This window comes from Halarcobacter sp. (assembly GCF_963675975.1).
In the GTDB taxonomy this organism is placed as follows: Bacteria; Campylobacterota; Campylobacteria; order Campylobacterales; family Arcobacteraceae; genus Halarcobacter.
This window is the reverse complement of the sequence record NZ_OY780939.1, coordinates 2,374,244-2,401,055: the sequence shown is the minus strand read 5'-3', so window position 1 is coordinate 2,401,055 and position 26,812 is coordinate 2,374,244. Positions and strand designations below refer to the sequence as shown.

Below are 26,812 nucleotides of genomic sequence, written 5' to 3'. Positions count from 1 at the left end.
TAAACTTAAAATCCCTTATCTATGTGATTAAAGATAGTATTAATAACATTTTTAGTATAATCTCTGACTAATTTATAATAGGAGAGACAATGAAAATAAGTGGCGCAAAAATGGTTACTGAATCATTAAGAGAGGAAGGGGTTGAAGTAGTATTTGGATACCCTGGTGGCGCTATTATGAATGTCTACGATGAAATTTATAAACAAGGGTTTTTTCAACATATATTAACTAGACATGAACAAGCTGCAATTCATGCTGCAGAAGGTTATGCAAAATCAACTGGAAAAGTTGGTGTTGCTATAGTTACTTCTGGTCCAGGATTTACAAACGCAGTTACAGGTTTAGCAGATGCATACATGGATTCAATTCCATTAGTAGTGATCTCTGGTCAGGTTCCAACAGCAATTATAGGAACAGATGGTTTTCAGGAAATTGATGCAGTAGGTATCTCAAGACCTTGTACTAAACACAATTATTTAGTAAATAATATCAAGGATTTACCAAGAATTATAAAAGAGGCATTTCATATAGCAAGTACTGGGAGACCAGGACCTGTCCATGTTGATATACCAAAAGATATTACAGCTGAACTAGCAGAGTTTAAATATCCTAAAGAGGTTAATTTACCAACATATAAGCCAACGGTTAACTACAACAAAAGACAATTGAAAAAAGCAATGACTGCTATTTCAAAGTCAAAAAAACCAATTTTATATGTAGGTGGTGGAGCAATTTTAGCTAACTGTTCTTATGAAATAAGAGAATTAGCAGAATTAACAAACATCCCTGTAGTTGAAACTTTAATGGCAAGAGGTGTAATGGGTAGTGAACATCCATTGCTAATTGGTATGTTAGGTATGCATGGAGAGTTTGCTGCAAATATGGCAGCTCATGATACTGATTGTATTATCTCTTTAGGTGCTAGATTTGATGATAGGGTTACAGGAAGATTAGATGAATTTGCAAAAAAAGCAAAAGTAGTTCATATTGATATTGACCCAACGTCAATTGCGAAGCTTGTACATACAAACTATCCAATTGTTGGAGACTTAAAAGTTACTGTTGAGGGTATGCTTGAAGCTGCAAAAGATATGGAATTTAACGATTTTACAAATTGGGTTTCTTTACTTAAAGATTATAGAGAAAAAGAGCCTTTAAGGTATAACGATTCAGATTCTACAATCAAACCACAATGGGTTATTGAAAGAGTAGGGCAAACACTAGGAGAAAAAGCTATTATCTCTACAGATGTTGGTCAGCACCAAATGTGGACAGCACAATTTTATCCATTTTCTTACCCAAGACAGTTTAATACTTCAGGTGGTTTAGGAACTATGGGATTTGGACTTCCAGGAGCTATGGGAGTTGCTAGAGGAAATAAAGATAAAGTTTCTATCAACTTCACTGGAGATGGTTCAATTTTAATGAACATCCAAGAGTTAATGACTTGTGTTGAAGCTGACTTACCAGTAATTAATATTATTTTAAATAACAACTATTTAGGTATGGTAAGACAGTGGCAAACACTATTTTATGAAAATAGATTATCAGAAACTGACCTTTCTATGCAACCAGATTTTAAAATGCTTGTTGAAGCTTTTGGTGGTGTTGGATATAGAGTTACAACTAAAAAAGAGTTTGATGAAGCATTAAAAGATGCAATTGAGAAGAAAAAACCAGCAATGATTGATGTTGTTGTTTCAAGAGATGAAATCGTATTACCGATGGTACCAAATGGACACGCATTAAATGAAATGACACTTATAGGAGATAGCAATGAATAATTTTAACCACTATTATGATACTGAAATTACAAGACAGGTTATCTCTGTAATTGTGATAAATGAACATAACGTATTATCAAGAATTGTAGGTTTATTTTCTGCTAGAGGATACAATATTGACTCTTTAACTGTTGCGCCAATTTCTGGAAGTGATTATTCAAGAATGACTATAGTTACAACTGGTGATAAAAGAATTATTGATCAAATTGTTAAACAATTGAATAAGTTAATACCTGTATTAAAAGTAAACGAACATCAAAATGTAATAGAAAAAGAGACAGTATTGATTAAAATACCAATTGATCAACCTCTTAGTGATATTGATGTAATTGCAAGGGCATATAATGGACATATCCAAAATGTTACAGATGATGCAATTGTCATTTCAGCAACAGATGCTCCAAGTAGAATAGCAAATTTTACAAATATTATGAGCAAATTTAAACCACTTGAAGTAGTAAAAAGTGGTGTAGTAGCGATGGAAAGATAAGAGTAATCTTATCTTTTTGTCTTTATAAGGATATATAAATTGAAACTTAATGAAATAGTAAAGGTTTTAAATTTAGACTCTTCAAGTGAAGTTGAAATAACTGGCTTAAACACTCTACTTGACTCAAATGAAAATGAATTAACTTTTTTAGAAAACAAAAAATATATAAATGATTTAGAAAACACAAAAGCAGCAGCTGTTTTAGTTAAAAAAGAGTTTGCTTCAAAAGTACCTAAAACTTCAATTGCTTTAGTATGTGAAGAGCCTTATCTTAATTTAGCATATGCATCAAAACTTTTTGCTCCTAAGATTATTGAAGAGCAAGGAGATGATTGTATTGTAGGTTCTAATACAATTATTATGCCAAATGTATATTTAGGTAAAAATAGTAAAATTGGGTCTAATTGTAAGATTATGCCAGGTGTATTTATAGGGGATAACGTAACAATAGGTGATAATACTATTTTACATCCAAATGTATCTATCTACAGAGATTGTATTGTTGGTAATGATTGTATTATTCATTCTGGAACTGTTATTGGTAGTGATGGTTTTGGTTTTGCAAATACTAAAGATGGAAAATATATAAAGATTTATCAAAATGGAAATGTTGTTATTGGAAATGATGTAGAGATTGGTTCTAATACATCAATAGATAGAGCAGTTTTTAAATCTACAATAATATCTGATGGTGTTAGATTAGATAACTTAATCCATATCGCACATAACTGTAAAATTGGAACAGGTTCAATTCTTACTGGTCAAGTTGGTTTATCAGGTTCAACTACTTTACATGAATATGTAATAATGGGTGGACAAAGTGCAACTGCAGGTCATCTTGAAATTGCTCCATTTACAACAATAGCTGCTAGAGGAGGGGTTACAAAATCAATCACAACTCCTAAAAAGCAGTGGGCTGGTTTCCCTTTGTTTGAACACAGACAATGGTTAAAACTTCAAGGAAGAATAGCAAAACTATTAAAATAAGGGTCTATCATAGTTAAGAAAATTTTATCATCAGTCTTTTTATTTATTATTGTTTATTTTGAATATGCCACTTTTGTAAGTGATAAGATTAGTGTAGGGAAGATTGGTTTCCTTTTTGCTTCATTCTCACACCAATATTTTGGTTTCTTATCATATATCTATTTGATTTTATTTTTATACCCATTGTATATAATAAATTTTAATAAAGACTTTGATTTAAAAGATTTTAGTATTAAAAGTTCTTCTGTAATTTTACTTTTAATCTCTTTATTGATTTTTCAATCTTTAGTTGTAGAAAAAGGTATTTTCTCAGGGGAAATTGGAAACTACATAATCTCTTCAATGTTTCCCTTTGTTGGAAATGTAGGTTTATGGATATTTGTAGTTATAGGGCTTATTATATCTTTAATGATTCTTTTTGAAGATACAAATTTTAATTTTAATGCAAAAAAAATTGTTCCAAACTTTAAAAAGGTTAATACAGCAGTTAAACCTAAAAGAATTGAAAATAAAAGAAAAGATAAAAGAGAAAAAAGAGTATCTTCTTCATCTGAAGATAAGGTAAAAGTGAAAAATGATGGAGATGTTGCTGAGATTATAATTGAAGAGGTTGATGAGAGTCAAATAGCTGATATTGAAGTTGATGATTTAAATATTATCACTCTTTCTCAAGAAGAATCAGAGATTGATTCTATAAAAGAGAAAGAACTAATTGAAGAAGATAATGAGATTGAAGATGTAATTGATGTAGAACAACCACATGCATTAATTGTAGATGAATTAGAAGAAAATAAGAAACTACAAGATGAAATTGAATTAGGAAATACAGAAAAACCTAAAGACTTTGAATTACCATCAACTAAATTTTTCCAAAGTGCACCTAAAGAGAAAAAATCTAAAGTATCAGAAGCTCAAATTGATAAAAAAATTGAAGATTTATTAGAAAAACTACTTATGTTTAAAATTGAAGGTGATGTAGTTAGAACTTATACAGGTCCTGTTGTAACAACTTTTGAGTTTAAACCAGCACCAAATGTAAAGGTATCAAAAATACTTAATCTTCAAGATGATTTAGCAATGGCTTTAAAAGCTCAAACTATAAGAATCCAAGCTCCAATTCCTGGTAAAGATGTAGTTGGTATTGAAGTTCCTAATGATGATACTCAAACAATCTATATAAGAGAGCTTTTAGAGAGTGAAATTTTTCAAAATGCAAAATCACCTTTAACTATGATTTTAGGAAAAGATATTGTTGGAAAACCTTTTATTACTGACTTGAAGAAGCTTCCTCATTTACTTATTGCAGGAACTACAGGTTCAGGTAAATCAGTAGGTATTAACTCAATGATTTTATCTTTATTATATAAAAACTCACCAGATAATTTAAAACTTGTGATGATTGATCCTAAGATGTTAGAGTTTTCTATGTATAATGAGATTCCTCACCTTCTAACACCTGTTATTACAAAACCAACAGATGCAATTAATGCTTTATCAAATATGGTTGCAGAGATGGAAAGAAGATACACATTAATGTCTAAAACAAAGACAAAAAATATAGAAAGCTATAATGAAAAAGCAAAAAGGGACGGATTTGAAGCTATTCCATATATTGTGGTAGTAATCGATGAGTTAGCAGATTTAATGATGACAAGTGGAAAAGATGTTGAGTTATCAATTGCTAGACTTGCACAAATGGCAAGAGCTTCAGGTATTCACTTGATTGTTGCAACACAAAGACCATCAGTAGATGTTGTTACAGGTTTAATTAAAGCAAACCTACCTAGTAGACTATCATACAAAGTTGGTCAAAAAGTAGACTCAAAAATTATCCTTGATTCTTTAGGTGCTGAATCATTATTAGGAAGAGGGGATATGTTATTTACTCCTCCTGGAACTTCAGGACTTGTGAGACTTCATGCTCCATGGTCAATGGAAACAGAGATTGAAAGTGTAGTTGATTTCTTAAAAGACCAAAGAGAAGTTGAATATGATATGAATTTTGTCAAAGATAAAACTGATTCTGCATTAAGTGGTTCTTCTGGTAGTTTAGAAATGGGAGAACTTGATGAACTATATGAAGATGCTAAAGATGTTGTTTTAAATGATAAAAAAACATCTATCTCTTATATTCAAAGAAAGCTAAGAATTGGTTATAATAGAGCTGCAACAATTGTAGAACAGTTAGAACAAACTGGTGTTTTATCTGAAGCAAATGCAAAAGGAAATAGAGAAATACTTATTTAAAGTATAGTTTGTTACTTTATATTTACTCTTATTTACTAAAATTATTTCTATAAAAGGATAAGAATTGATAGAAATATTAATGATAGAAGATGATTTAGAATTAGCTGATATTTTAGTAGATTATTTAAAAGAATATAATATAAATGTAACTAACTATGACTCCCCAGAACTAGCAATCTCTGCACTTAGATTAAAAAAATATGATTTGATTATTTTAGATCTTTCTTTACCTGAAATTGATGGTATAGATGTATGTAGAATGATACGAGAACATTATACTACTCCAATAATTATTTCTAGTGCACGTTCAAATATTAGTGATAAAGCAGCATGTTTTAGTTTAGGTGCTGATGATTATATGCCAAAGCCTTATGATACTCAAGAATTAATATTCAGAATAAAATCTATACTTAGAAGATGTTCTCTTGATGAACAAGATGAAAATAAAAAAGAGAATAGTGCTATATTTATCGTAAATGAAGATAAAATGGAGATTCAAAAAGAAAATGAGGTTTTAGATCTTACCAATGCAGAATATCATATCTTAGCATATTTAATAAAAAAAGCAGGTTTTGTTGTATCTCGTGAAGAGTTATTATCAAATGTAGATTCGATTAAATATGAAAGTAGTTATAAAAGTATAGATGTTCTAATAGGTAGGGTTAGAAATAAAATAGAAGAAAACTCTAAAAAACCAAAACATATACTTTCAATAAGAGGAGTTGGATATAAATTGGTTAATGGATAAAAAAAACTCTATTTTTTTTAAAATAACACTATTTTTCTTTGTAATTTTTCTAATAATAAATTCATTGATTTATCTGCAATTCTCATTGGATTATAAAAACTATCAAGCTTTGATATTTAAAAAATATATATCTGTTATTAAAACTGTGGAAAAAGATATTAGATTAGGTCTATCTTCTGAAATTATAAATGAAAAGATTTCTGCTGTTAATATGCAATTAGCCCAAATTACATATAATGAATTAAAAAAGAAGAATCCAGAAAAACTAGAATTTGATGATGAAGAGGATATGATTCATTTGTATAAATACAACAATGAAACTTTTGTTTATTTTGATCCTAAACCTCCTATTATGAATGAAGAGTTTAAACCCCCTAGATTTGACAAAAAATTCCTACCTAAGCCACCTGAGATTTTGTTAATTGATAAATCTTTTTCATCTAAGGATAGATTTTTTTGGTTAATTGTTTTGCTTTTTATTGATATTTTATTGGTGTGGTTTTATTATTTTTTATTTAAAAAATTAAAACCATTAATCAAATTAAAAAATGAAATAAATAAGTTTTCAGAAGGTAATTTAGAGATTGATACAACATTAGAAGGTGATGATGAGATTGCACAAGTATCAAATGAGTTTAATAATGCAATTGAAAAGATTAGAGATTTAAATAGTTCTAGAAAACTATTTTTGCGTAATATTCTACACGAGCTTAAAACTCCAATAACAAAAGGGAAACTAGTCTCAGATACTCTAGAAGAGGGTAAAAAGAGGGATGTCTTACAAAGAGCTTTTTCAAGACTAGAGTATTTATTAGAAGAGTTTGTTAAGTTAGAAGAGTTAACCTCAGGTCAAATTACTTTAGAAAGAAAAGAGTACAGAATTATTGATTTACTTGATCAATCTTTAGATATTTTGTTAATCGATAAATCACAAGTTGATATATACACAAATTTAACAACTATATATGTAGATTATGAACTTTTTGCAATTTCCTTAAAAAATCTTATTGATAATGCTATGAAATATAATACTGAAGGAAAACCTGAAATAGTCATAAATAGTGATTCATTGATTATAAAAAACCATGGAAAAGCTTTAAAAAAACCCTTTGATGAATATTTAAAACCCTTTAACAGAGATTATGAATCTATTGATAAAGGTTTAGGTTTAGGACTTTATATTACAAATAGCATTATAAAACGTCACGGATATAACTTATACTATTACTTTAATAACAATTATCACATTTTTAAAATACAATTTTAGCCCATTTTGTTACTTTTTATTTACTTTTAGGTAATATAATTAACAGTAGAGTTATATTTTCTACTGTGATTACAGTAAACATTAAGGAGTTAGCCATGGCAACTACAACAACTGATGGTGTTACAACAACGAGTGCAACAGATGCTTATGGGAATTCATATACTACTGGAGTATCAAAAGAGGGTTTAAAAAGTGAAGATTTTATTAATCTTATGTTAACAGAACTTAAGATGCAAGATCCAACTAAACCTGTTGATGCTGCTTCAATGATGGATTCACAATTACAATTATCAACTTTAGAAGCAAATACTTCAATTGTAAATGCTATGGAAAGTATTACAGCTGGATTTAGTCAAAGTGCTTTATCTGATGCAACATCATTAATTGGACACTTAGTTGAAACAGGAACCACAAATAGTTCTGGCGAACCAAAACAGTATAAGGTTTCATCTGTTGAGAGTAACGATGGTACAGTAACTTTAACAGCATATGAGATTACAGGTTATTATGATGAATACACTTTAGGATCTGCGGATAGTAAAACTGATTCTTTAGGTTCTACAAGTGAAGATGATGTTTTTACACTTGTTGATGGTAATGGAAATGAACATACTATCAGTACAAAAGATAAAACCTATGAAGAATTTGCTGAAGAATTAAATGCAATAAGTGGTGTAAGTGCGACTGTTGCAGAAAATAGTGATGGTACATATTCTGTAAAAATGTATGTTGAAAATGGTGGAAGTAATATAGGTTCTACAGGAGTAGACTTAGCATACTCTCAAAATAATATTACAACTTATGCTGATGAAGCAGATATGTTGCAATATTCGAGTGTATCAAAGATATATTAATGAAAAAAGTAGCTATTTATGGATATTTTAGATATAATAGTTACATATTTAAAAAAAATTGAATTTTAAGAAAAAGGATTTACAATGATTGGTGCATTATGGACTGGTATTTCAGGATTAAAAACGGCTCAATCTGCAATTGATAATGAATCAAACAATGTAGCGAATGTTAATACAATAGGTTATAAAGCCTCTAGGGTTTCATTTGCAGATATGATGTATCAAGATAGTATTGGTAAGGGTTCAAGAGTAACCAATGCAGAAAAACAATACACTCAAGGAAGTATGAAAGGAACAGAATCTTCATATGACTTAGCATTATATGGAGATGGTTTCTTTGTTGTAAGGAATGTTGATTCCACAGGTACTTCTGAAACTTTATATACTAGAGCAGGAAATATGAGAATGGGTGATAACGGAACCCTTCAAGATGCAAATGGTTATGAGGTTCAAGGATGGGCTATGAGTCCAGTTGATCCATCAAGTGATATAATATCTACAAATAATAACTGGACATCATTTAATCAATTTTTTACTGAAATTGCAGGTAATCAAATTGTAAAATTTCCTTCAAGAGTTGAAACTTATGCTGCTAAAATGACTGACTATGCAGAGAGTGCTAGAAGTGACTCTACTGTATTATCAGGTTCAGGTATTAAAAACTATGCTTCAAAGGTTTCTGATATTGAAGCTTTAGTAACAAACTATAACGATGCCTTAAGTAGATATGCTGAGAATCCAGAAGCAACTTCTTCTCCTTCTCAAGCACAAAGATCTGTAATAGATTTTCCCGATGGAGCTAGCAGTTCATTAAATGCAGAGGGTGAACAAATCTATGTATTTATCAATGGAGATAAATATACACAAGATTATGTTCAAGAGATTGCGACACCAGAATTTATTACTGCAATTGTTGGACCTATTGCGGATTTAGATGGAGATGGAACTGCAGATGCACAAGGGGATTATGATGTTTTAGCAAGTAGAGCAGCAACATATAAAGCTATGGCTGATAGAATTTCAAATATTACAGGCCTAAATGCTTATACTATTGATGTATCAGCTGCAAATAATCCTTCAACTGCTTTTTCAGATGTAATAAATGGTCGAATAATGATTGAATCAATTATCCCTGGTGAAGAGTTTGTAATAGGTGATATTGCAGAATCATCGGATAATATAGAGATTCAAGGTACAACTACTACAATTACAGAATCAGTTCAAGGTACAGGACAAGGTGCTGTTGATTCTGCAATGAGAGCTTTAAGATCAGCAGTTGCAGGTAATCAATACGATGTATACCAACAGTCAGATGTACTTACAGATGATAATGGAATTTCTGTTCCTTGGGATGGTACAAATAGTGTATTAACTTATACTATGTCAATTGATGGTACTGATTATACTATTACTACTACTCCTGGTCAAAGTTATGATGCTTCTATAGCTGAGTTGATTACTAGTATTGAAACAGCTGCACCTCATCCTGAAATAACAGACAAAGTTTCTGCTAAATTAGTAAATGGTGAACTGGTTATAAAATCAAATACTACAGGTGAAGAGTTTACAGGAATTATGAGATATGATCCTACAGGTACCGGAACACCAGTATATAGAAAAGAGAAAAACTTAGAATTAAGTGGTAATACTGGTGCTGGTGCTGAGTTTATGCAAATAATCTCTACAGTTGACCAAGAAACTTCAAGAACATCTTTACAATTAAAACTTGATTCTTTAGGTTTAACAGATGAATCATTTGGAGAAATATCTGTTGATGAAACAGGTTTAGTAACTATGACACAAGATGGTGTTGATTTTGTAATTGGACAAATTGCAATTGCACAATTCTCAAATAATATTGGATTAGAATCTATTGGTGATAATCTATTAAAAGAGACAACAAAAAGTGGTACAGCAATTTATACAATTAATAATGATAATTCAACAACGGTAAATGAAAAGAACTTAGAGCTTAGTACAGCCGATCTAAGTGAGAGTTTAGTCAATTTAATGGTTTTTCAAAGAGCATTTGAAGCGAACTCAAAATCGATTACAACTTCAGATGAACTTTTAACAACGTTAATTCAACTTAAAAGATAATAAATAGGAGTTAGCCATGATTAAGTCACTTTCATCAATAAGCTATAATCTTTCGCTTTTAGATAAATTGAATCATAAAGTTAATACTGCACTTAGTACTCAAGAAGCCTTAGAGTATGGAAGTGATGATTCTGTTTTATATAGTAAAATTTTAGGTATCAGAGGTGATATTAATAGTTATGATTCAATTAGTCAACATATTGACTTAAGTAAAGCTTTTAATACTACAAGTGATGATACCATGGCTCAAGTAAAAAATATTACTCAATCAACAATTGCAGAATTAATTGAAGCAAATACAGATACAACAGGTCAAAACCAAAGAGAAATTATTGCAACACAATTAGAAGATTTTAGAGAATCACTTTTAGCTTTATCTAATACTGAAGTTGACGGGCAATATCTTTTTTCTGGAGTAAATACAAATGTTATGTCATTTACAAAAGACCCTAATACTGGAGTGATTTCTTATCAAAGTGATAATTCAACAAAAAAAATAAATGTTGAAGATGCTACTTATACTGCACAAGGAATAAATGGAATAGAAGCATTTTATTATGTGGATACAGAAGTGAGTAGTGGTCAAAAATTTGGACAGGGAGATACATTTACTTTTGATTCTACTGAAACAGTTATGGATGATGATGGAAATGTATGGCAATTAGTTGATACAAATGGTGATACTTCTTTTGATGGTTTATATATAAATGGAGATACATCAACAACTCCAATTCCTGTTACTGATAATGGTGATGGTACAGTTACCATGACAAATAATACTTCAAATGTTGTTTTAAATATTTCAAGTGATGGGGATAGTTTTACTTTTACTTCAAATAATATTATATTGGATAAAGAGGGTAATGAGTGGGAACTAACAGATATAAACAATGATGGAACTTTTGATAATTTGTTTATAAATGGAGATACAACTACAACTCCAATAAGTGTTGTTGATAATGGAGATGGTACATTTACTGCATCAAATACTTCAGTAGCTGAATTAGAAGTACATCGTTCTGTTTTTGATGATTTAGATACTGTTATCACGGCTTTAAGATTAAAAGATAAAGATGATAATACAATTACAGTAGGTGATCAAAAAGATGTTATCTCAGATGTATTAGATAGAATGAACAGAGCTTTTGAATCTCAAAATATCTCCCATTCTTTAGTAGGTACAAGAACAAGTACTATTGAATCATATGGAAGTATTGTTTCAACAAAATTAACAAATTTAAAAATTTTAGAAAAAGAGTATGCTACAGCAGATTTAACTGAATTAGGTATTCAAGCAAAAGCTTTAGAAATAACATATACAGCTTTATATTCTACAATTAGTAGAGTAAATGAGTTGTCTTTAGTTAATTATATGAGATAGGCTAAAAAATGAAAAAATTATTTAACTTCAAATTTTTAAATATTGAAGATAAATTATTTAAAAATATAATAAAAAAGGATTCATTATGATGGATTCATTGTATATAGCACAAAGTGGTCTTAAAACTTCTAGATATGCTATTGATGTTACTTCAAATAACCTTGCAAATGAAAATACTGAGGGTTATAAAAAAAGAATTGTTCAGACAAGTGAAGTTGCGAGTATTCATCACAACATAGGAAATGGTGTATCTTTTGATGGTGTAAATAGAACTACAAGTCCTTATTTATACACTCAGATTTTAAGCCAAAATAGTTATTCAAACTATTATACTCAACAAAATAGTACATTAAGTAGTGCTGAACAGATATTTCAAGAAACTGATAAAAGTGGTTTTTCAATAACTTTGACAGATTTTTTTACTGCTGCAGAAACTTTAAGGGGAGATCCAACCTCTTCAACTTATAAAGCAGAGCTTAACAGCCAGTCAACTATGCTTGTAAACAGTATAAAAGGTGTTTATTCAGATTTAGAAGAGCTTCAAGACGATAATTTATCTTTATTAAAAGATCAAGCAGAAGAAGTGAATTCAATATTAGCAAAAATATCTCATATTAATGAAAAAATTATTAATTCTGGTGAAACTAATGAGCTTCTTGATAAAAGAGATCAGTATGAAAAACAATTATCAGGTTATGGAAATATTGAAGTAAGTACTGAACATGACAATTATGTATTAAAAATGGGTGGACAAAATGTAATCTTTAATACAACAAGTTTCCATGAACTTAGTGTAAAAGAAGAGTATATAAGTCAAAAAGATATATATACAACAACAGACTTAAATGATACAAACTTTAGTGATGGAGATGTTGTAACTTTAACTTTAAATAACGATGTATCTATTGATATTGTTGCAAGTGTATCTGGTGGAACAAATTTTGATTTAAAACAACAAATAGTAGATAGAATAAATAACAATTCAGAATTTGGAAAGTTACAAGCTCGTTTAGATACAGCAAATAACTTAATTATTGAATCAATTGAGGGTGGAGAAGATAATATCTTCGATTTAAAAATTGACGTAGCAGGCTCAGTTGTAGGAAAAGATACTAATGTTTCTGTTGATGCTGCTGACCATGTTAGCGTTGCTGTTTATAACAATGAATTAGAATTATCAGGTGGTACATTAAAATCATTATCTGAAAACTTAACATCTGAAACATCTGAATTATTATCTTATAAAAGAGCCTTAAATGATTTTACTAAAGCTCTTGTAGAAGCTTATGCTCAAAATAGTGATACTACAATGTTTAAAGGTGCAAGTGTAAATACATTTGAATATGTAAAAGATAGTGCTTTTTTCCTTTCAGGTACTGATTTAGAGGGTATAGCACAATTACAATGGGCAGAAGATATAAATATCGATTCAAGAAGTAGTGAAGTAACTTCATTTAAAGAATTTTATAAGAATTTACTTGAGAATGTTTCTATTGATACTGAAGATAATGCATCTTTAATGGAATCGCAAGATGCCGTATTAAATTCAATGACAGTAACTTATGAGAATTTAACAAAAGTTGATCCCGATGAAGAGATGATTAACTTAATGCAGTATCAAGCAGCATACGAAGCAAATGCAAAAATTATTACAGCAGTTGATGAGATGTTGCAAACTATTTTAAATATGTAGTAAAGGATAAAAGATGGCTGATGGAATATTAGGACTTGGAAGTTCAGGAAGTGTGGATTTAAGTCAGGATTTACTTGATAAGCTTAAAGAAGCTGAATCTAAAGCTTATATTACTCCTATTGAAAATAATCAAGAAGATTTACAAGCAACAATGGATGCAGTAGATGAAGTAACAACAAAACTTGATGAATTTTTATCTATTATGGAAGAGTTTGATTTATATACAACAGGAACTAATGCTTTTAATCAAGTTTCTGCTACTACAACAGGAACTGCAGCTACATTTAATGCAGCAGATACTAGTAATATAAATCCAGGTTCAATTGCTGTTACAATAACAGAGTTGGCTCAAAAAGATGTTTATCAATCTATTGAAATAGCAGATAAAACTGCAATAATGCCTTCAGGATCACTTGGCATTACTATTGGTGGAGAAACTACTACTTATGAAACCAATGGAAAAACTTATGAAGAATTAGTTACAGAATTGAATTATAACGCAGGACTTGAAGCTTCTTTAGAACAAGTTGGTGATAATTCTTATAGACTAATTTTAAAAAGTTCTAATACAGGATTGGAGAACTCTATATCTATCTCTCAAAGTGGTTTAGATTTAGGTTATGAAGAGCCAGAGAGTCACACTGTAAGTGCACGAAATATGGAAGCAACTATTGATGGAATTAATTATAATCTGTCTTCAAATAAATTAACTCTAGATAATGGATTAATGATAGCAGCTGTTGAAAAAGGTGATGCTTCAATCTCTATTGAAAGAGATGATAGTTATGTTATTGAACAAATAAATAACATGGCAACTTCTTATAATGAGTTAGTTCAATTAGTTGATTCTTACACTATTGGAGATGAAGACAATCCTGCTGTTATTTCTGATTCAAGTACATTAAGATCTGTAATGAATGATATCAAATCTATGTTTTATGGTTCTTATGGATTATCTGATGAAGAAAATGCATTTTCTTATGGTATTACCTTTAATGAAGATGGGCTTATGGAGATTGATAATTCAGAACTATCTGAAGCAGTTACAAATAATTATGATGATTTAAAAGAGCTATTCGTTGGATATGCAGAAAAAGAGGGTCTAGGTACTAGACTTAGTAATTATTTGGATGACTTAGATAGTTTAGATGGAATTATGACAAGTTATGAAGATAGATTATCTCAAAGACTTGAAGATTTAAATGATGATTTAGAGAGTGAAACAGAAAGACTTGATACAAAATATGCTCAAATGGCTCAACAATTTGCACAATATACTGTAATAATTACAGAGATGGAAAACTCTTTTAATTCATTAAAAATGATTATGGATATGGAAACAAGCGATAGCTAATAATTTGTTACCCATTATTTACTAAAAAGTTATAGAATTTCATAATAAGGAGAATATTATGAATACTATAACTTCAACTAACAGTATAGGAATGTTACCTTCCATTACAAGTCAAATCTCTACAGATATAATCAGTCAAAATGATAGTGATTCTAATGAATCTTTAAGTATTGAAGAATTAGATATAAGTGAAGATTTATTTAGTTCTTTAGACAATGATTCTGATGGATTAGTTACACAAAATGAGATTGCAAGTGCAATAGATAGTGAACTTTCAAGTTATGATCAAATGCCAAATCCTGAAGAGTTTGCAACTTTGCTTTCAAATTTAGGTTTAGAAATGCCTGAACTTCCAGAAAAACCACAAAATAATCAATTAGCTACAGAATTAATGTCTACATATGATACCGATGGCGATTCTTTATTAAGTTCAGATGAAGTCTCAATTTTAAATGAAGAGGAGTTTAGTGCCTTGGATTCAGATGGTGATGGTTCAATAACAACAGATGAATTAAGTGCAGCTATTGATGAAGTGACAAATGGAAATGCAAGTAGTACTGAAGTTTCTGCCGCATCAGAAGATTCTAAAACCTCTTCAGGTACTCCCCCGCCTGGTGGTTCAGCATCTAGTTCTGAAGAGGAGGATTATGATGAATTAGATACAAATGAAGATGGAATTGTATCTTTTGAGGAAAAAATGGCAGGATTAGGTATTGATGTAAATGAAACATCTGATTCTTCAGATATAGCATCAAACCCACAAGAGAGTATCAAAATGCTTTTTGAAGCTATTAAATACAATTCAAGTGATAATGAAAATGGATTAGATTTAAGTAGTTTTGGAAATATTATGAAAATGGTTAATAATGAAAATAACAATCAAGAGATAAATACCTATGTTAATAACCTTTCTAATAGCACTTCTTCTTTATTTGGATATGCCTAATTATATAAATAATATAGAGTAGCTACACTTAAAAGTGTAGCTCTTTTGCTAGTTAGTAATATTTCATTAATTTTAATTTGATATAGTTTCACTGCAAATTGAAAAAAAGAATCTGAATGAACAAAATAATTGAATATTTTTTAAAAAACTCTAGGCTAAACCACACACTTTTACTTTTTATTTTAGTTATGGGAATTTTTGCTTATCATAAAATTCCTAAAGAGATGTTTCCCACTGTTACTTTAGATAGTATTTATGTTAGTGGTAGTTATACAGGGGCTAGTGCTGATAGTTTAAATAATTTTGCTGTTGTTGAAATAGAAAATCAAATAGATACAATTTCTGATGTAAAAGAGGTTAATTCAACTATTACAAATGGAAGTTTTTCTATTAGTGTAGAGCTACAAGATGGTGCAGATAAGAAAAAAGTTCAAGATGATATAGAAGATGCTGTAACTTCAGCTAAAAAATATTTACCAAGTGATATGACTGAACCTACTGTTTCAAGTGCCGAGCACCAAATGTCACTATTAAATATCTCTATTTTGTCAAAAAATAGAACTAAAGCTGAGCTTTTAGATATTTCAAAAAAATTAAAAACAAAACTTTTACAAATTTCAAATATAAATGAAGTTCAAATTTTTGGCGATAGTAGTTTAGAAATTGATATTTTACTAGACCATAAAAAAATTGATATGTATGGTTTAGAATCTAGCTCTGTAATAAATGCAATAAAAAACTTCTCTTATATTTATCCTGTTGCACAAGTTGAACAAACAGGGAATCATGTATATATGAGTGCAAATAATAATAAATTTGACCAAGAAGTTTGGGCAAATACTATTATAAAAGTTGATAACAAAAGAGTATACCTAAAAGATATTGCAACTATAACTATTGATTATCCTGTGGATGAAACAATCTCAAGATTAAATGGGAAAAATACTATTTCTTTGAATGTTTATAAAGATGATTCAGGTGATTCCATTGCAGTTGCTAATGAAATAAAAAAGATGTTAACAACATTTTCAAATTCTACTGATGATATAGAAACAATAATTACAAGAGATAGTAGTGAACCTGTAAATGATAGAATTAAAACAATCATTGCAAATATAACCTTAGGTTTAATATTAGTAGGACTTTCTATGCACTTATTAATTAGTCCAAGATTATCTTTAGTTATTGTAATGGGTATACCATTTTCTTTTATTTTAGGTCTTTTGGTTATAGAACAAGCAGGTTATAGTTTAAATATGATCTCTTTAATGGCTATGCTTATATCCTTAGGTATTGTTGTTGATGATGCAATTATTGTAAGTGAAAATATCCAAAGGCATTTGGATGATGGTGAGGATTTAGATAAAGCTGTACTTATTGGTGCAAAAGAGATGATTGCACCTGTTTTAATAGCTGCATTTACAACTATTTTTGCATTTTTACCAATGTTACTAATAAGTGGAGAGTTAGGTAATCTCATGAGAATGATTCCAATTGTAATTGCTGTATTAATATTCTCTTCACTTATAGAATCATTTCTATTTCTTCCTTTGCATGCCAAACATATTTTAAAAAGAAAAGAAAAAATGCTTGATTGGACAAAAGCATATAATTTTTATGAATCAATACTTCATAAGGTTATACACTATAAAAGAACTTTTCTTTTATTGTTTTTTGTATCAGTTCCTGTTTTAACTTTTATATTGATTCAAAATAGTAGATTTCAAATGATGCCTGATATGGATTCAAGAAGTGTAACTGTATCTGTAAAACTTAACGAATCTATATCTTTAAAAGATACAAATGAAATAGTGAAAAAATATGAAGATATATTGTTAGAAAATTCAAAAAAACTATTTATAAAAAATATAGATACCACAGTTGGTAGATTCACAAATATTGTTAGTGAGAGTGAAACAATTGAAAATGGGTTTCAATTATCATTAGAATTAGAAGATTTAAAACAAGATAATTTTTTACAAAAATATATAAATCCTATATTAAGTCTTAGTTTTGATTTTGAACAAAAAGATAAAATCAGAACAGTAGATACCCAAACAGCAATGAAAAACATAAGAGAAATAGTAACACCATTAACTAAACAAGATAATGCAGTTGCTTTTAATATAATAACCAGAAGAATAGGGATTGTAAAATCTGATATTGAATTAAAATTAAGTAATGAAAATAAATCATTGTTGCTAAAAAATATAGATAAAATCAAAGAAGAATTATCAAAAATCAACGGTGTTAAAGATGTTACAGATAATACAGAATTAGGGGAAAGTGAATACAAATACTCTTTAAATGCCTATGCCCAATCTTTAGGTTTAACAGACAGTGAAATTGCCCTGCAAGTTGCAAACTATTTTATGGAAAAAGAACAAGCAAATACTTTTAATGAAGATGGGGTTATAGAGATTGTAACCCAGTCAATTTATAAAGATAATCTAGATGATTTAAAACATTTTTTAATAAATATAGATGATAAAAAGATTGAACTTCAAGAGTTGGTAGATTTTAAAATAGAAAGAAATTTCCAAAAAATAGAAAAAGAGAATGGACAAATACAAAAAAATATTTTTGCAAATATAGAAAAATCACAAACTAGTGCAAATGAAGTATTAGAAAAACTTGAACCTATTTTAAAAGAATCACGAGAAAAAGGAATCATAATAAATTATGGTGGAGAAAGGGAAAAAAGTGCTCAAATGGCTAGTGATATGCTAAAATCATTTTTAGTAGGATTATTTTTGATATTTATAACTTTACTTATCAATTTTCCATCATTTAAAAGCGCCTTTATTATTCTATCTGTTATCCCTTTTACAGCTGTTGGTGCAATTATAGGGCACTTTATCATGGGCGTAAACATAAACTCTCAATCATTAATTGGTATGTTAGGATTAGCAGGTGTTGTAATTAATGATGGAATTATTATGTTAGATTTTTTACATAATACAAAAAATAGAAAAGAGTTTTTTATAAAAGCAAAACAAAGAGTAAGACCAATTCTAATTACTTCAATCACAACAATTCTTGGTCTTTCAACACTTATATTCTTCCCTACAGGTGAATCAATTATGCTTCAACCAATTGCAATATCACTTGGATTTGGAATAGCTTGGGGAACAATACTAAATCTAATTTATGTACCTGCATTATATGCAACATTATTTAAAATTAAGGATTAAATATGAAAAAATATTTACTAATAATAGCTTTGCCAGTTTTTTTATTTTCTCAAACTTATATGACTAAAATTGAACCTTATGAAGAGTATACAATTTACTCTCAAACATCAGGACAAATAGTAAATTTAGATAAAAATGATGAAACAAAAATTGTAAATAAAGTTTTAATAAAACTTGATGATTCACTAGAACAAAAACAATTAAAAATTTATAAAAACCAATTAGACTTAAACAAGCAAAAATTAAAAATTTATGAAACAAGCTATGGAAAATTTATTAAAATTAGAGGGAAAAGTCAATCTGATAAAGATGATAAATATAGTGAACTTTTAGATATAAGATTATCGATTGATTCTTTAAAATTATCAATAGAAGAATTACGGGATATTATAAGTAAAAAAACTATTAAAATAGATAACTTATATGTAAAAAACTTCTTAGTTGATAAAGGAGATTATGTATCTACAGGGGCACAATTAGCAACAGTTCAAGATATATCAAAATCTAAGCTTATTGTATATGTTAGTGCTAGTGATTATAAAGACATAAAAACTAAGAAGATCTATTTGGATGATAAAATCTCTTCTGCTTATATAGAAAAAATTGATAAAACTCTAGATGAAACATATGTTTCTGCACATAAAGTAACTATTGTATTGGATAATAAAAATTTTGGTAAAGTAACAAAAGTGGAGTTTAAATATGAATAAAAAAATATCAATTCTTTTATTGTTTATTTCTATTCCTCTATTTTCAAGTGAAGGAATAAATCTTTTTACTAACACTAAAAAAGAGATATTAGAGTTAGAAAAAAAGATTATAAATGAAGATAAAAAAGTTGATGAAAAAGATTGGTTATCTAATATAAATGTAAATACTGATATTTCAAAAGATAAAGATAATACCACTACTAAAACTTTTTCATTATCTTATAATCAAGATATATTTAGATTTGGTGCAATTTCAAATATTATTGATATGGCACAGATTCAAGAAGAGTATAGTCTTTTAGATTTAGATATCACTTTTGATAATTATATTAATGAAATTTATACAAATGTTTTAAATGCAAAATTAACTGATTTAAATATAGAAAAACAAAAGTTTTCCCTTAAAAATGAAGAGATAAATTTAAATATATTAAAAGAAGAGTATAAAGCGGGTGAAACTGATGTTACAACATTAAATGATGCAATTATGGATAAAAATGCCTTAGAAGAGGAGATTATTTCTCAAGAAAATAGTAAATATCAATATCTAAGAGACTTAAGAAAATATACAAATTTAGATTATGATAAAATAGATATACCAAATCTTAAAATAAAAGATTTAGATACATATTTGAAAGAATCAAAAGATGTAAAACTTGCATCTTTAAATCAAGAACTTAAAAAATACATCCATAAAATAAATAAAAGTGATTATTTGCCAAAAGTTTCATTTAATACAAATTACTCTTATGATTTTTCAGAAGAAACAATTTCTGATGAAAAGAGTTATAATTATGGTTTAAGTGTTAGTATACCTTTTAGTTTTTCATCTTTAAATAGTATAGAATCAAGCCAGGTAAATTATCTTTTAGCAAAAAAAGAATTAGAACAAACAAAAATTGATGAAACAAATGATTATGAAAAATCAATAAAAAATATTGAAAAATATAAAAAACTAAATAATATTGTCAAAAAAGATATAGCTTTATATGATGAGTTACTATCTTCTGTGGAAGATGAATATAAAGCAGGGTTTAAAGCTATCGAAGATGTGGAGATTTTATCCAATACTAAATCTATGAGAGAACTTGATATTAGGATTAATAATTTAAACATTATTCTTGAATTAATTTCTATATATTATTGATGATTTTCAATATTAATCTTATTATTTCTTACACCATGACTATTAATTAATCAATTGTATGTTAGAATTAATTTATTATATAAGCAAAAGGAGTATGTTATGAATACAAGTATTGTAGGAAGACACATAGAATTAACTGAACCTATTAAAGATTATGTTAATAGTTCAATAGAAATTTTTAAAAAATATAATTTAGATATTATATCTGTTGGTGCAATTATATCTCAAGAAGAAAAAAACGGAAGAAAAGCATTTACTTTTGAATTTACTTTAAATATTGCACATTTAGATACGGTTGTTGTTAAACAAAAAGATAAAGACTTATACGCTGCTATTGACATTGCTGTTGATAGAGTTTCAAAAGTTTTAAGAAGACATCATGACAAAATTACAGGACACAAAGCTACTAAGCTTTCTGAAGTTGAAGCTATTGAAGTTCAAGACGAAGTAGCTGCTCAGTTAGAAAAGTATGAAAACGAAATTATTCCTGTAAAATTAGCTTCTTATAAACCAATTGATATTGAAGAAGCTGTAGAAAGCTTAAAAGCTAGTGAGGATTTATTTAAAGTATTCTATGACAAAGATGATAACTTAAGAGTATTATACAAAGCAAAAGAAGAAGGGAAATTTGGATTATATTAATAATATATTCAAATTACCTAAAGGTATTAGTCTTTTTAGGCTAATGCCTTTTTTAATTTTAGAAGGATTTTAATTTAAATGAATAACGAGCTTAAAAAAATTGCATTAATAGGACAGCCAAATGTTGGTAAGTCATCTCTATTTAATAGAATTGCAAAAAAAAGAATTGCTATTGTTTCTGATATGGCTGGTACTACAAGAGATATTAGAAAACATGAAGTAGAAATATTAGAAAGAGATGCAATAATGCTTGATACTGGTGGTATTGATGACACCAATGATGAGATATTTTCAAATGTTAAGAAAAAAGCTGTAGAGTGTGCAAAAGAGGCTGATATAATACTTTTTATGGTTGATGGAAAGAAAATACCAGATGAAAAAGATAAAGAACTATTTTATGAGCTTCAAGCTCTTGACAAAAAACTTGCATTGATTGTAAATAAAATTGATAATGATAAAGAGCTAGAAAGACTTTGGTCTTTTTATGAATTTGGTATTGATGAAGAGAATCTTTTTGGTATTTCAGTATCTCATAATAGAGGTACAAAAAGACTTTTTGAGTGGATCTCATACCAATTACCTCCAAGAAAAGAGGAACCTGAAGTTGTTATTGAAGAGGATGGAGATGATTTCCTAGAAGATTTTTTAGACCCTATTGAAGATATAAATAATCAAAGAGTAGAAGATGATGGTGAAATTAGAGTCGCAATTATTGGAAGAGTTAATGTTGGAAAATCTTCTATTTTAAATGCACTTGTTGGAGAAGAAAGATCAGTTGTTTCATCAATTGCAGGTACAACAATTGATCCAGTTGATGAATCGTTTGAATATAAAGGTAAAAACATTACTTTTGTTGATACAGCAGGTTTAAGAAGAAGAGGGCGAATTGAAGGTATTGAAAAATTTGCTTTAATGAGAACAAAAGAGATGTTAGAAAAAGCTAACTTAGCTCTTGTTGTATTGGATGCTTCTAAAGAATTAGTTGATTTAGATGAAAAAATTGCAGGTTTAGTTGATGAATATGGTTTAGGAACTATTATTGTTTTAAATAAATGGGATGAAAATGCAGATGAGTTTAAAAAACTAGAAGAAAAAGTAAGAAGTAAATTTAAATTTCTTTATTATGCACCTATTATTGCTGTTTCTGCAAAAACAGGAAGAAGTATCGATAGATTAAAAGACAAATTAGTTGAGATATATGATAATTATTCACAAAGAGTTCCAACTTCTGTTCTTAATAAAGTGATTGAAACAGCAACTATAAGGCATGCACTTCCTAGTCCTGCTGGTAATTATCTTAGAATATATTATGCAACTCAATTTGAAACAAAACCCCCTAGAATTGCCCTTATTATGAATAAGCCAAAATTTTTACACTTCTCATATAAAAGATATTTGATTAATTTTTTAAGAGATAATATAAACTTTGAAGGTACACCAATTCATGTTGTTGCTAGAAAAAAAGGTCAAAGAGAAATTGATGAGGAAGATATAGAGGAGTTTTAATTTTTAAGGAGGGATTTAGTCCTTGATAAATATAAATAGTATTAAAAATGATTTTTTTGGTGGAGTAACAGCAGCTGTTGTTGCTTTACCTTTAGCTCTTGCATTTGGAGTAGCAAGTGATGCAGGGGCAACTGCTGGTCTTTATGGTGCAATTATTTTAGGTTTTTTTGCATCACTTTTTGGAGGAACCCCAACTCAAATCTCAGGTCCAACAGGACCAATGACTGTTGTTACAGCAACTGCTATAGCAACATTTCAAAACGATTTTGAGTCTGTAATAACCGTTATATTTTTAGCTGGAATTATACAAATTTCTTTTGGAATTATTAAAATTGGTAAATGGATAAAATATATTCCATATCCTGTTATTTCTGGTTTTATGTGTGGAATTGGTGTGATTATTATAATTTTACAGATAAATCCATTTATTGGTGTTGATTCTTATGGTTCAGTTATTAAAACCATAGTAGAGATTCCCAATAGTTTTAAATTAGCAAGTAGTGATTCCATTATATTAGCTACTATAACTTTAGTTATAATGTTTTTTACCCCTAAATCTATTAGCAAATATGTTCCTTCAGCCTTAATTGCTTTAGTTATTGTTACTTATTTGGCTATATTTATGAATTATAGTGTTCCAACTATTGGTGAAATTCCTATGGGCTTACCAGATTTTAAAATACCAACAAGTTTTGATCTTTTAAATTTAAGTACTATAATTACTTTAGCAATTACTTTAGCTTTATTGGGCTCTATAGATACCTTGTTAACCTCTTTAGTTGCCGATTCTATGATCAAAACTAACCATAAGCCAAATCAAGAATTAATAGCTCAAGGTATAGGTAATAGTTTATGTTCATTGGTTGGAGCGATTCCAGGAGCAGGTGCTACTATGAGAACAGTAATAAATATAAAAAGTGGTGGAAAGTCTAGACTTTCTGGAATGATTCATGCCTTAACTTTATTAGTTATAGTACTTTTTTTAGCTCCACTTGCATCAAAAATACCCTTATCAGTTTTATCAGGTGTTTTAATAAAAGTTGGTTTTGACATTTTAGATTATAAATTTTTAAAAATTATAAATAAAGTTTCAAGGGTTGATTTACTTATAATGCTTACTGTATTTTTACTTACAATTTTCGTAGATTTAATTATGGCTGTTGGAGTAGGTATCACTTTTGCATCAATTGTTGCAGTTTATAAAGTTTCAAAAAGAACAAGAATGCAAACATCCCATGTAAATAAAAAATTTGATTTTGATATTAATTTAGATAATAGAGATATTGAGATATTAGAGATTGATGGTTCTTTATTTTTTGGAACAGCATCAATATTAGATAGAAAAATTGATAAAATAAAACCCCAAACAAAGTTTGTTATATTAAATTGTTTAAAAGTTCATTTTTTAGATATTTCAGCTATATTTATGATTGAAGAGATTATAAAAAAACTAAAAGAAAATGGTATTGAAGTTGTACTTTTATTAAAACATTCCCAAAAAAGAAAAGTTTTAAAAGTAGATAGTAGTAAGGTTTTTAATAATAGTAAAATATTTAGTAATATTGATGATGCTGTAAACTCAATACAAAAAAATGAATACGAAAGATAAAAATGTCAAAAATATATCTACTTAGTAATCAAAAATATGATAGTGTTGAAAATATTGAAGTTTTTAAAATAGAATATATTAAATCTAATGTAGATTTAAAAGAATATGATGCTTTAATTTTTACTTCAAAAAACGCTGTATACTCTTTAGATTCTTTTAATAATGATTGGAAAAGTATCCCTTCTTATGCAATAGCTCAAAAAACTGCAGATGTTATTAGTAAAGAGGGTGGAGATGTTAAGTTTACAGGAAATAGCGGACATGGAAATGACTTTGCTAAAGAACTTATTCCTTTATTAAAAGATAAAAAAGTTTTGTATATTAGAGCTTTAAGAGTTGTATCTAATTTAGTTGAAACTTTAAAAAAATCAGGTATAGATATTGATGAATTGATCACATATAAAACTATTTGTAATGATAATATAAATAAAAAAATAGAAAAGAATTCTACTATTATATTTACTTCACCTTCTAGTATAGAATGTTTTTTTAAAACTTATACTTGGGACAGTAGTTTAAAAGCAATTGTAATAGGAAAAACCACAGCTAAATATTTACCAGATTATGTTGATTTTAAGATTAGTGATAAAACTTCCATTGAAGAGTGTATAAAACTTGCGATGGTGGATAGTTTTTAATGTTTAATTTAAAGATAATTAGTTAAAATAATATATATCTAAGTAGCACGGGATTTCCATTGTTGAGGGTCCGATACTTTTATTTTGTGGGTAATTGTAAGTTACGCGGTGTGTAGCGTTTACTTTTTAGTATTTCAGCTCCTAATGCATAGTTCTTACCTGCTAACGTTGGCTTTTAGGGCCATTTGATGGTTAACGACTACTTGGATATATATTTTTTATTACTTTTTTTAAGGAAAATCTGTGAACATTTTAATACTTGGTAGTGGTGGAAGAGAATACTCAATAGGGTTAGCTATATCAAAAGAAGAAGAGAATCATAATATCTTTTTTATGCCTGGAAATGGTGCAACTGACAATTTAGGTACAAATATAAATATAAAAGATTATAATGAATTAGCAATTTGGGCAAAAGATAATAATATAGATTTAACAATTGTAGGACCTGAAGCTCCTTTAGTAGATGGTGTTGTTGATATTTTTAAAGCGAATGATTTAACTATTTTTGGACCTAGTGCAAAAGCTGCACAATTAGAGGGATCAAAAGTTTATATGAAAAATATTTTAAAGAAATATAATATACCAACAGCAGCGTTTATAGAAACTACAAATGAAAAAGAAGCACATGATTTTATTGATACTATGAGTGAACCAATAGTTGTAAAAGCAGATGGTTTATGTGCAGGAAAAGGTGTAATTATTGCACAAACAAAAGCAGAAGCAAAAGAAGCAGCTTCTGATATGCTAAGTGGTGAATCATTTGGTGATGCTGGAACTTCAATTGTAGTTGAAGAGTATTTAGATGGATATGAGTTATCTATTTTTGCAATTTGTGATGGAGATAATTATAAAGTATTACCAGCTGCACAAGATCATAAAAGAGTAGGTGATGGTGATACTGGACCAAATACAGGTGGAATGGGTGCATATGCGCCAACACCTTTAGTAAATGATGATATTTATAAAAAAGTTGAAGAAAGAGTTATTAAACCTACACTTGAGGGTATGAAAAAAGAGGGAGCACCTTTTGAAGGAGTTCTTTTTATAGGTGTTATGGTTGTAAATGGTGAACCAATTATTTTAGAATATAATGTAAGATTTGGTGATCCTGAGTGTGAAATTTTAATGCCTTTATTAGAAACTCCTGTTTCTGAACTTTTTTATAAAGGTGCTACAAAACAATTAGATAAATTAGATATAAAAATTAAAAATCAATTTGGAGTTGCTGTTGTTATGGCAAGTGCAAATTATCCTTATGGCTCTTCAGAACCAGCAGAAATCATTGTAGATGAAATAGTTGATGAGGAGATTTTAGATAATACTCATATTTCATATGCAGGTGTTGAAAAAGAGGATGATAAACTTTTTGCAACAGGTGGAAGAGTTTTATTATGTGTAGGATTTGGTGAGTCTATAAAAGAAGCTAGAGATAGAGCTTACAAATTATGTGGTCAAGTACATTTTGCTGGTAAGAAATGTAGAACTGATATTGCATATCAAGCTTTAAAATAAAAG

At 28.6% G+C, this 26,812-nt stretch carries 20 protein-coding genes; all 20 read left to right on the top strand.

Annotated features, from left to right (window positions below; translation table 11 throughout):
• Positions 1-89: 89 nt before the first annotated feature.
• Positions 90-1,784 (top strand): acetolactate synthase large subunit, encoded by a 1,695-nt coding sequence (locus ACKU3H_RS11755; protein ID WP_320034052.1) that lies wholly within the window; start codon positions 90-92, stop codon positions 1,782-1,784.
• On the top strand, positions 1,777-2,274 hold the full coding sequence (gene ilvN, locus ACKU3H_RS11750) for an acetolactate synthase small subunit (protein ID WP_320034051.1): 498 nt from the start codon (positions 1,777-1,779) through the stop codon (positions 2,272-2,274). The genes ACKU3H_RS11755 and ilvN overlap by 8 nt, the downstream gene beginning before the upstream one ends.
• A 39-nt stretch (positions 2,275-2,313) precedes the next feature.
• Complete coding sequence (gene lpxD / locus ACKU3H_RS11745) at positions 2,314-3,261, top strand: UDP-3-O-(3-hydroxymyristoyl)glucosamine N-acyltransferase (RefSeq protein ID WP_320034050.1); 948 nt, start codon at positions 2,314-2,316, stop codon at positions 3,259-3,261.
• 9 nt (positions 3,262-3,270) lie between these two features.
• Positions 3,271-5,508, top strand: a complete 2,238-nt coding sequence (locus ACKU3H_RS11740; RefSeq protein WP_407933690.1) for a DNA translocase FtsK — start codon at positions 3,271-3,273, stop codon at positions 5,506-5,508.
• A 64-nt stretch (positions 5,509-5,572) separates the two neighbouring features.
• Complete coding sequence (locus ACKU3H_RS11735; protein ID WP_320034049.1) at positions 5,573-6,256, top strand: response regulator transcription factor; 684 nt, start codon at positions 5,573-5,575, stop codon at positions 6,254-6,256.
• On the top strand, positions 6,249-7,523 hold the full coding sequence (locus tag ACKU3H_RS11730; RefSeq protein ID WP_320034048.1) for an ArsS family sensor histidine kinase: 1,275 nt from the start codon (positions 6,249-6,251) through the stop codon (positions 7,521-7,523). Before ACKU3H_RS11735 ends, ACKU3H_RS11730 begins: the two co-directional genes overlap by 8 nt.
• A gap of 95 nt (positions 7,524-7,618) precedes the next feature.
• Positions 7,619-8,377, top strand: coding sequence for a flagellar hook capping FlgD N-terminal domain-containing protein (locus tag ACKU3H_RS11725; protein WP_320034047.1), 759 nt, complete (start codon positions 7,619-7,621; stop codon positions 8,375-8,377).
• Positions 8,378-8,461: 84 nt separating this feature from the next.
• Entirely contained in the window at positions 8,462-10,477 is a 2,016-nt protein-coding gene (locus ACKU3H_RS11720) for a flagellar hook-basal body complex protein (protein WP_320034046.1), read from the top strand.
• Between the two features lie 16 nt (positions 10,478-10,493).
• Positions 10,494-11,858: a hypothetical protein gene (locus ACKU3H_RS11715; protein ID WP_320034045.1), complete on the top strand. Its 1,365-nt coding sequence runs from the start codon at positions 10,494-10,496 to the stop codon at positions 11,856-11,858.
• 85 nt (positions 11,859-11,943) lie between these two features.
• On the top strand, positions 11,944-13,551 hold the full coding sequence (locus ACKU3H_RS11710; RefSeq protein WP_320034044.1) for a FlgK family flagellar hook-associated protein: 1,608 nt from the start codon (positions 11,944-11,946) through the stop codon (positions 13,549-13,551).
• A gap of 13 nt (positions 13,552-13,564) precedes the next feature.
• Entirely contained in the window at positions 13,565-14,905 is a 1,341-nt protein-coding gene (fliD, locus tag ACKU3H_RS11705) for a flagellar filament capping protein FliD (protein ID WP_320034043.1), read from the top strand.
• A 58-nt stretch (positions 14,906-14,963) separates the two neighbouring features.
• Positions 14,964-15,851, top strand: a complete 888-nt coding sequence (locus ACKU3H_RS11700; RefSeq protein WP_320034042.1) for a hypothetical protein — start codon at positions 14,964-14,966, stop codon at positions 15,849-15,851.
• A gap of 116 nt (positions 15,852-15,967) precedes the next feature.
• Positions 15,968-19,045 carry an efflux RND transporter permease subunit gene (locus tag ACKU3H_RS11695; RefSeq protein WP_320034041.1) on the top strand — a complete coding sequence of 1,026 codons (3,078 nt, stop codon included), beginning with the start codon at positions 15,968-15,970 and terminating at the stop codon, positions 19,043-19,045.
• Positions 19,046-19,047: 2 nt separating this feature from the next.
• A complete protein-coding gene (locus tag ACKU3H_RS11690; RefSeq protein ID WP_320034040.1) occupies positions 19,048-19,755 on the top strand; it encodes a hypothetical protein in 708 nt (235 codons plus the stop codon).
• Positions 19,748-20,902: a TolC family protein gene (locus tag ACKU3H_RS11685; RefSeq protein ID WP_320034039.1), complete on the top strand. Its 1,155-nt coding sequence runs from the start codon at positions 19,748-19,750 to the stop codon at positions 20,900-20,902. The genes ACKU3H_RS11690 and ACKU3H_RS11685 overlap by 8 nt, the downstream gene beginning before the upstream one ends.
• A 99-nt stretch (positions 20,903-21,001) precedes the next feature.
• Positions 21,002-21,544 (top strand): ribosome hibernation-promoting factor, HPF/YfiA family, encoded by a 543-nt coding sequence (hpf, locus tag ACKU3H_RS11680; protein WP_320034038.1) that lies wholly within the window; start codon positions 21,002-21,004, stop codon positions 21,542-21,544.
• Between the two features lie 78 nt (positions 21,545-21,622).
• The gene (gene der / locus ACKU3H_RS11675; RefSeq protein ID WP_320034037.1) at positions 21,623-23,050 is read left to right on the top strand and encodes a ribosome biogenesis GTPase Der; all 1,428 of its coding nucleotides are present in this window, start codon (positions 21,623-21,625) and stop codon (positions 23,048-23,050) included.
• A gap of 22 nt (positions 23,051-23,072) precedes the next feature.
• Complete coding sequence (locus ACKU3H_RS11670; RefSeq protein WP_320034036.1) at positions 23,073-24,659, top strand: SulP family inorganic anion transporter; 1,587 nt, start codon at positions 23,073-23,075, stop codon at positions 24,657-24,659.
• Positions 24,660-24,661: 2 nt separating this feature from the next.
• Positions 24,662-25,297 (top strand): uroporphyrinogen-III synthase, encoded by a 636-nt coding sequence (locus ACKU3H_RS11665; RefSeq protein ID WP_320034035.1) that lies wholly within the window; start codon positions 24,662-24,664, stop codon positions 25,295-25,297.
• 243 nt (positions 25,298-25,540) lie between these two features.
• On the top strand, positions 25,541-26,809 hold the full coding sequence (gene purD / locus ACKU3H_RS11660) for a phosphoribosylamine--glycine ligase (RefSeq protein ID WP_320034034.1): 1,269 nt from the start codon (positions 25,541-25,543) through the stop codon (positions 26,807-26,809).
• The last annotated feature ends 3 nt before the right edge of the window (positions 26,810-26,812 follow it).